This window comes from Azospirillum sp., from assembly GCF_035627195.1.
GTDB lineage: Bacteria > Pseudomonadota > Alphaproteobacteria > Azospirillales > Azospirillaceae > Azospirillum.
The window spans coordinates 1-7,046 of record NZ_DASPMG010000353.1; the positions used below are offsets into that span (position 1 = coordinate 1).

The following is a 7,046-nucleotide window of genomic DNA, read 5'->3' on the forward strand; positions in this document are numbered from 1 at the left end:
GCAGATGCCGGCCTACCACCTGACCCGGCCGGACGGGAACGGCATCACGCTGGTCAACATCGGCGTCGGCCCGTCGAACGCCAAGACGATCACCGACCACATCGCCGTGCTGCGCCCGCACGCCTGGATCATGCTGGGCCACTGCGCCGGCCTGCGTTCCACCCAGCGACTGGGCGATTACGTGCTGGCCCACGGCTATGTGCGCGACGACCACGTGCTGGACGCCGACCTGCCGACCTGGGTGCCGGTGCCAGCACTGGCCGAGGTGCAGCGCGCGCTGGAGACGGCGGTCAGCCGCATCACCGGCCTGGACGGCTATGCGTTGAAGAGCGTCATGCGCACCGGCACCGTGGCGACCATCGACAACCGCAACTGGGAACTGCGCGACCACCGCGAGCCGCTGATGCGCTTCAGCCAGAGCCGCGCCATCGCGCTGGACATGGAAAGCGCCACCATCGCCGCCAACGGCTTCCGCTTCCGGGTGCCGTACGGGACGCTGCTGTGCGTGTCGGACAAGCCGCTGCACGGCCAGTTGAAGCTGCCGGGCATGGCCGACCAGTTCTACCGCGAGCGGGTGGACCAGCACCTGAAGATCGGCGTGCTGGCCATGGAACTGCTGCGCGAGCACGGCATGGACACGCTGCATTCCCGCAAGCTGCGCAGCTTCGCCGAGGCGGCGTTCCAATAAAGGCCATTCCAATAGGGCCGTTGACCCGGCCGGCCGTCTCCATCAGCGTCGGTCCTGGAGCATGGAGGCACCGAATGGGCAAGATGGTCAGCATGGACGAGGTGGCGAAGCATCTGCCGCGCCTGCTCGAACAGGTGAGCCGTGGCGAAGAAGTCACCATCGCCGATGACGGCAAGCCGGTCGCCCGCCTCGTTCCCGTTGCGACGCCCATCGCCGACCGCACACCGGGCATCGCCAAGGGCGAGTTCGCGCTCACCGAGGCCTTTTTCGATCCCCTGCCGGAGGACGAACTCAAAGCGTGGGAGTCATGAGGATCCTCCTCGACACCCGTGCGCTGCTCTGGTGGCTCCTCGACGACCCTCATCTCTCCGCCACGGCCCGCGCCGCGATAGGGACCGGCGGGAACGAGGTGCTGGCAAGCGTGGCCAGCGCATGGGAGATCGCGACGAAAGTCCGGATCGGAAAGCTGCCTCAGGCGATATCGCTGGTTGATCGGCTCGAGGACTACCTGGAAAGGAGCCGGATCGGCGTGCTCGACGTCCGGCTGTCGCACGCACTGCTCGCCGGACGGATGGAGGAGTTCCACAAGGATCCCTTCGACCGGATGATCATCGCGCAAGGCCGGATCGAGGCGATGCCGATCGTTACGGCGGACACCATCTTCCAGGCCTACGGCGCCGATACGATCTGGTGACGCGACCCTCGGCCCCCTCCGCTGTTATCGCGGCGGATGCCGGATCGGGAGGACGCGGATGCGCACGCACGGGACCGCCCTGGGGACGCTGATGCTTCTGGCCACGGCCGCCGGTGCGGCGCGGGCCGAAGGCGACGACCACATGAAGCTGTCGCGCGGCCTGCCCATCACCCTCGACGACGCCGTGCCGATCGAGGCCGGCAGCCGCGCGGTGAAGCTGCGCTTCGCCTACGAGCGCCAGGACGAGCGCAACCGCTATCTCCCCGACGCGGAGTTGGAGATCGGCGTCGCCCGCGGCTGGGCGGTGAAGCTGGAGCCGCGCTATGCCTTCGGCAACGCCTCCGGCACCGGGCGCGGCGCCTTCAACCTGTCGGTCGAGCACAATGTGCTGGAATTGTCCGGCACCCGCCCCGGCATCACCATCGAGCCGGGCGTGACCTTCCCCTTCGGCTCGGGCAGCGACGCGGTGGAGGCGCAGATCGAGTTGCGCGCCACGCAGCCGCTGGGATCCGGCCCCGGCGCGCCGCGCCTGCACCTCAACATCGCGTGGCTGCACCTCTTCGACCGGGAGTCCGACGAGCGCGCCAACCGCTACTCTGCCGCCGCCGGCATCAACCTGCCGGTCGCCGCCGCCACCGCGGTGGCCTTCAACGTGGTGCACGAGCAGTCGCGCGAGAAGGGCAAGCGCGAGACCTACCTGGAGGCCGGCGTGCGCCACGCCTTCGACGACAAGACCGCGCTGGCCGCCGGGGCCGGTTTCGGGCTGGGTCCGGATTCGGCCGATTTCCGCCTGCTGGTGGGTCTGCAGCGCTCGTTCTGAGGTTCTTTCGGGTGAGCCGGATCACATCCCGGCCCTCTCCCCCCTTTCACCCGGCGCCGCTTCGGGCTATGTGATGGGTATGAACCCGTACGTGCGCTTGCTCACCGAGGCCGGGCCGCTGGCCGCCTTCTTCTTCACCAACGCCCAGGCCGGCATCATGACCGGCACGGCCGTCTTCATGGTGGCGACGCTGGTCGCGCTGGGCGTGTCCTGGCATTTCGAACGGCGGCTGCCGGTGATGCCGCTGGTCGGTGCCGGCTTCGTCCTGCTGTTCGGCGGCCTCACGCTGTGGCTGAACGACGACCTGTTCATCAAGCTGAAGCCGACGCTGGTCAACCTGCTGTTCGCCACCGTCCTGTTCGCCGCCCACTTCGCGCGGCGCAACGTGATGAAGCACCTGTTGGGCACCGTGCTGGCCCTCACCGACGAGGGCTGGCGGACGTTGGCGTTGCGCTGGGCGTGGTTCTTCCTGCTGCTGGCCGCACTCAACGAGGCGGTGTGGCGCACGATGACGACGGACGCCTGGGTGAACTTCAAGGTGTTCGGCATCCTGCCGCTGACCCTGCTGTTCAGCGCGCTGCAGACCCCGCTGATCCTGCGCCACCAGGTGACGGACGAGGAACAGGCCTCCGCGCGCTGACCGCGCCCATCATGACGCGCGCCGCGCCTGGAGCATCCAGGTGCGGTGCGGCACGACGAGGTCCGCCTGTTCGGCGCAGGCATAGTGCCAAGGGCGGTCCTGCGGATCGCCCGCCCAGCGCGCCTGCCCCGCCTCGACCGGCTGCCCACAATGGCAGCACAGCGCGTGCAGCCGGCTCAAACTCTGATTCTTTGCGGCCATGTTCCTGCCTGCGTTGTTCCACCCTCCCGTGGAGGCGGCGAAGCTGGCATAGGCGCAACGGCAAGGTCAACGCAGATTACTGCGCTGCAACATAACCTACCCCCAATGCGCGTGTGCGGACGAGAAACCCTGGTCAGAAGGGCCAGAATACGGGAATCAGCAGCGTCGCCGCGACCCAGAACAGGATGTCGAGCGGCAAACCGATGCGCACGAAGTCCATGTACTTGTACCCGCCGGCCCCGTAGACGAAGAGGTGCGTCTGGTAGCCGATGGGTGTCGCGAAGCCCGACGAGGCGGCGAACATCACCGCGACGATGAAGGGCCGCGGGTCGGCGCCGATCTGTTGGGCGATGCCGATGGCGATGGGCGTCAGCAGCACGCCCACCGCATTGTTCGACGCGATCTCCGTCAGCACCAGCGCCAGCAGGTAGACCAGCGCCAGGATGGCGTGCGGCCCCAGCGAGCCGGCCATGCCGGTCAGGCTGCCGGCCAGCAGCTCGACCCCGCCGGTCTTCTCCAGCGCCATGCCCAGCGGCAGCATGCCGAAGATCATGAACAGGATGCGCCAGTCGATGGAGCGGTAGAGGTCGGCGTGCGGCAGGCAGCCGGCCACCACCACGACCACCGCGGCGATCAGCGCCAGCCCGGCGATGGGCAGCACGTCGCCGGCCGACAACAGCACCACGGCCAGCACCGCCGCCACGGCGATCCACGCCTTGTCGCGGCGCACGGGGTTGTGTTCGGGCTGCGTCAGGTTCATCAGGTCGCCGGACGCCACCAGCCGGCGCACCCCCTCCGCCGGGCCTTCCAGCAGGACGGTGTCGCCGACCTCCAGCCGCACGTCCTCGAACTTGCCGCGCAGGTTCTCGCCGTGGCGGTGCACGGCGACGATGTAGACGCCATAGCGCCGGCGCAGGTTGAATTCCGACAGGCGGTGCGCCACGAAGCTGGAGCGCGGGCCGACGATGCCCTCCACCAGCACGGTGCTGCGGCTGGCCACCGGCTGCAGCCCGCTTTCCGAGGCGAAGCCGATGCCGCTGCGCCCGCGCAGGTCCATCACGCCTTCGACCGCCGTCTTCAGCACCAGCCGGTCGCCGGCCTGCAAACGTATGGCGTCCAGCGTGCGGCGGTGGCTCTCGTCGCCGCGCACCACGTCCACCACCCGGCCGCCGGTGGCGGCGGTGGCCAGCTTGGCCTCCTCCAGCGTCTTGCCGATCAGGTCGCTGTCGGGCAGCACCGCCATCTCGGTCAGGAACTTGCGCTGCGGCAATTCGTCCAGCAGCGTCGCCACCGTGTCGCGCACCGGCAGCAGCCGGTCGGCCGCAATCATCAGGTAGGCGATGCCGATCAGCGTCAGGCAGATGCCCAGCGGCGCTATCTCGAACAGGCCGAAGGCCGGCTGGCCCAGGCGCTGCGCCACGCCGTCGACCAGCAGGTTGGTCGAGGTACCGACCAGCGAGCAGGTGCCGCCGAAGATCGCCGCGTAGGACAGCGGGATCAGCATCTTCGACGGGGCCGCCTTGATGTGCAGGCACAGCCGGATCGCCACCGGCGTCAGGATGACGACCACCGGCGTGTTGTTGATGAAGGCCGAGACGAAGGCGGCCAGCGCCACCAGCCCGAACAGCGCGGTGGCCTGCGTGCGCCCCATGACGCGGGTGGCGGCGTCGCCGACCGCCTCGATGCAGCCGGTGCGCTCCAGCGCCGCCGACAGCACGAACATGGCGCCCACGGTGATGACGCCGGGGTTGGAGAAGACCTCCAGCGTCTCCTTCGTGGTCAGGATGCCGGTGCCCAGCAGCACGGCCGTGGTGCACAGCGCCACCAGGTCGGGCGGCACCCATTCGCGCACGAAGGCGACGAAGACGCCGGCGAGGAGCACCAGCACGAAGATCTGTTCGACGGTCATGCCCCTGCCGACGGCTGCCTTCCGGAAAGGCGCGCATTATGGGAGCGTGGGCGTGGCCGCTGCAACCTCGCATCCGTGGAGGTACGCCGGCCGCGGCGGTGCGCGCTTGCCCTGCGGCGCGGAAGCGGGTAAGCCCGTCAGGGGGCGAACGGCAGGAGGAAGGCCATGGGCAGCTTCAGCATCTGGCACTGGATCGTCGTGCTTCTGATCGTGCTGGTCCTGTTCGGCGCGGGCAAGCTGCCGCAGGTGATGGGCGACGTCGCCAAGGGCATCAAGAATTTCAAGGCCGGCCTGAAGGACGACAGCGACGACGAGGCGGACAAGCCCGCCCCGCCTCCGGCGGCGGCCACGGCGCCTCCCCCGTCGGCGGCGGCGGCCACGGCGCCGCATGCCACCGTCGTCGACACGGCCGTCGACACGGCGCCCGTCCAGCCCAACCCGGTGGAGACGGAGCCGGTCACCGCCCCACGCATCGAAACCCCGGCGGAGACCCCGGCCGAGCCCCCGCGCGACCTGCCGCCGAAGCCGCCCGGCGCGTAACCCGGCCGGCAAGCGGCGTCATCCCAGCACCCGTTCGACCTCCGCCTTCAAATGCTTCGGCAGGATCGGCTTGATCAGCAGGCCCGCCGGATGGTCCTGGTGGATGCGGTCGATGGTCTCCTGCTCGCGCGAGCCGGTGATGAAGATGACGGGCGTGCCGTGGCGCCGGTGGATCTCCAGCGCGGCGTGGACGCCGTCCTCCGTACCCTTCAGCCGCACGTCCATCAGGATCAGGACCGGCCTGTGCAGGTCGGCAAGCTCGATGGCCCGCCGTGCGGTGGCCGCCGTGCCGCAGACGGGCAGGCCCATCTCCTCCAGCATGTCCGACAGCGACAGGGCGATGAGCGCTTCGTCGTCCACGACCAGGACGCAGCCTTCCCGTTCCGGCATCATGCGGCCTCCGGGTGCGGCATGGTGACGGTGACCCTGGTTCCTTTGTCCTGCACGACGTCCATACTCCCATCCAATTGCGCAACCAGTGCCTTGGCGATCCGCGATCCGACGCCGCCCGGCGCCTGGAGGGGATCGCCCCCTCCGGCATGGCCCCCTCCGGCATGACCGTCGTCCGCGACCGCCAGGACCACCGTGTCCGCGGGCCGCGTGAGCAGTGAAACCGACACGGCGCCCGCGTGCCCGTCGGGAAAGCCGTGCTTGAGGGCGTTGGTGACCAGTTCCGTCACCAGCAGCCCCAGCGGAACGGCGAAGTCCAGGTTGGCCCGCAACGGCTCGGCCTCGACGGCGACCCGGATCCCCCGCTCGTCGGCGCCGGACGAAAGCGCGACGTTGGCGCACAGCTCGTCCAGGAAGGGACGGACGTCGAAGGTGGCGAGGTCCTTGGACTGCATCAGCTGCTGGTGGACCAATCCCAGGGTATGCACGCGGCGGCGGAGGTCGGCCAGGGCGTCCCTGGCCTGCGGATCGTCCAGGCGCGACGCCTGGAAGCCCACCAGGCTGTCGACGATCTGGAGGTTGTTCTTCACGCGGTGGTAGACCTCGCGCAGCAGGGTTTCCTTCTCCCGCAGGCTGGCCTCCAGGCGCTCCGTCGTCGCCTCGCGCGCGTAGGCCCGCACCAGCATCACGCCCAGCGCCATGGCGAGGGAGACCGCCACCAGCCCGCCCACCGCGACGGAATAGCGCGTCGCCGCCAGGGGGCCGTCCAGCGCGGCCATCGGCACGCCCACGTTGGCCGCCCAGCCGGCGTACAGGCGGGAGCGCGCGGTGCCCGCGTACAGGCGCTGCCCATCCGGCGTCACGATCGGCACGACCTCGCCTTCGGGGGTGTCGTACGGGAGGACGCTGCGGACGCCGACCAGCGCGTCGTTGGGGTCGGCGGCGGTGGCGCGCCCGGCGATGACCCCGTCGGGATCGGTGACGCCAACGCGCCAGCCCTCCGGCGGCGCGGCGGCCCGGGCGGCCAGGGAGACCTGCCAAGCCCGCACCACCACGACGAGCAAGTGGGTGACCGGCCCGCTGGCCGGCCGGATCGGCACCCGGATGGTGAGGTAAGGCTCGGGGTAGCGGTCGTTGCGGGCGCGCACGCCCGAGACGTGCGTG

General features: G+C 69.9%; 10 protein-coding genes. 6 read left to right on the forward strand and 4 right to left on the reverse strand.

What is annotated here, in order from left to right; all coding sequences use genetic code 11:
- The 5 genes from VED21_RS31285 to VED21_RS31305 all read left to right on the forward strand — a co-directional run.
- The coding region (locus VED21_RS31285; protein ID WP_324889524.1) for an AMP nucleosidase at positions 1 to 688 on the forward strand (688 nt) is incomplete at its 5' end.
- Positions 689 to 762: 74 nt separating this feature from the next.
- Positions 763 to 999 (forward strand): type II toxin-antitoxin system prevent-host-death family antitoxin, encoded by a 237-nt coding sequence (locus VED21_RS31290; RefSeq protein WP_324889526.1) that lies wholly within the window; start codon positions 763 to 765, stop codon positions 997 to 999.
- The gene (locus tag VED21_RS31295) at positions 996 to 1,382 is read left to right on the forward strand and encodes a type II toxin-antitoxin system VapC family toxin (protein WP_324889528.1); all 387 of its coding nucleotides are present in this window, start codon (positions 996 to 998) and stop codon (positions 1,380 to 1,382) included. The genes VED21_RS31290 and VED21_RS31295 overlap by 4 nt, the downstream gene beginning before the upstream one ends.
- A gap of 58 nt (positions 1,383 to 1,440) precedes the next feature.
- Positions 1,441 to 2,202: a hypothetical protein gene (locus VED21_RS31300; RefSeq protein WP_324889529.1), complete on the forward strand. Its 762-nt coding sequence runs from the start codon at positions 1,441 to 1,443 to the stop codon at positions 2,200 to 2,202.
- A gap of 79 nt (positions 2,203 to 2,281) precedes the next feature.
- Positions 2,282 to 2,842 carry a septation protein A gene (locus VED21_RS31305; RefSeq protein WP_324889531.1) on the forward strand — a complete coding sequence of 187 codons (561 nt, stop codon included), beginning with the start codon at positions 2,282 to 2,284 and terminating at the stop codon, positions 2,840 to 2,842.
- 9 nt (positions 2,843 to 2,851) lie between these two features.
- Here the strand turns inward: VED21_RS31305 and VED21_RS31310 are convergent, their stop codons facing one another.
- Together VED21_RS31310 and VED21_RS31315 are read right to left on the reverse strand one after the other, a co-directional pair.
- Complete coding sequence (locus VED21_RS31310; RefSeq protein ID WP_324889533.1) at positions 2,852 to 3,043, reverse strand: hypothetical protein; 192 nt, start codon at positions 3,041 to 3,043, stop codon at positions 2,852 to 2,854.
- Between the two features lie 133 nt (positions 3,044 to 3,176).
- A complete protein-coding gene (locus VED21_RS31315) occupies positions 3,177 to 4,952 on the reverse strand; it encodes an SLC13 family permease (protein ID WP_324889535.1) in 1,776 nt (591 codons plus the stop codon).
- 165 nt (positions 4,953 to 5,117) lie between these two features.
- Between VED21_RS31315 and VED21_RS31320 the strand changes: the two genes are divergently transcribed.
- Complete coding sequence (locus VED21_RS31320) at positions 5,118 to 5,492, forward strand: twin-arginine translocase TatA/TatE family subunit (RefSeq protein WP_324889537.1); 375 nt, start codon at positions 5,118 to 5,120, stop codon at positions 5,490 to 5,492.
- Between the two features lie 18 nt (positions 5,493 to 5,510).
- On the opposite strand, the gene VED21_RS31325 is transcribed toward VED21_RS31320, so the two are convergent.
- Positions 5,511 to 5,885 (reverse strand): response regulator, encoded by a 375-nt coding sequence (locus tag VED21_RS31325; RefSeq protein WP_324889539.1) that lies wholly within the window; start codon positions 5,883 to 5,885, stop codon positions 5,511 to 5,513.
- On the reverse strand, positions 5,882 to 7,046 hold a 1,165-nt coding region (locus VED21_RS31330; protein WP_324889541.1), incomplete at its 5' end, for a sensor histidine kinase. The genes VED21_RS31330 and VED21_RS31325, both read right to left, overlap by 4 nt.

What these genes read in the sequence shown, in the direction of transcription:
- VED21_RS31325 (WP_324889539.1), bottom strand. Translation starts at nt 5,885, where the DNA reads ATGATGCCGGAACGGGAAGGCTGCGTCCTGGTCGTGGACGACGAAGCG.
- VED21_RS31305 (WP_324889531.1), top strand. Translation starts at nt 2,282, where the DNA reads ATGAACCCGTACGTGCGCTTGCTCACCGAGGCCGGGCCGCTGGCCGCC.
- VED21_RS31300 (WP_324889529.1), top strand. Translation starts at nt 1,441, where the DNA reads ATGCGCACGCACGGGACCGCCCTGGGGACGCTGATGCTTCTGGCCACG.
- VED21_RS31290 (WP_324889526.1), top strand. Translation starts at nt 763, where the DNA reads ATGGGCAAGATGGTCAGCATGGACGAGGTGGCGAAGCATCTGCCGCGC.
- VED21_RS31315 (WP_324889535.1), bottom strand. Translation starts at nt 4,952, where the DNA reads ATGACCGTCGAACAGATCTTCGTGCTGGTGCTCCTCGCCGGCGTCTTC.
- VED21_RS31320 (WP_324889537.1), top strand. Translation starts at nt 5,118, where the DNA reads ATGGGCAGCTTCAGCATCTGGCACTGGATCGTCGTGCTTCTGATCGTG.
- VED21_RS31310 (WP_324889533.1), bottom strand. Translation starts at nt 3,043, where the DNA reads ATGGCCGCAAAGAATCAGAGTTTGAGCCGGCTGCACGCGCTGTGCTGC.
- VED21_RS31295 (WP_324889528.1), top strand. Translation starts at nt 996, where the DNA reads ATGAGGATCCTCCTCGACACCCGTGCGCTGCTCTGGTGGCTCCTCGAC.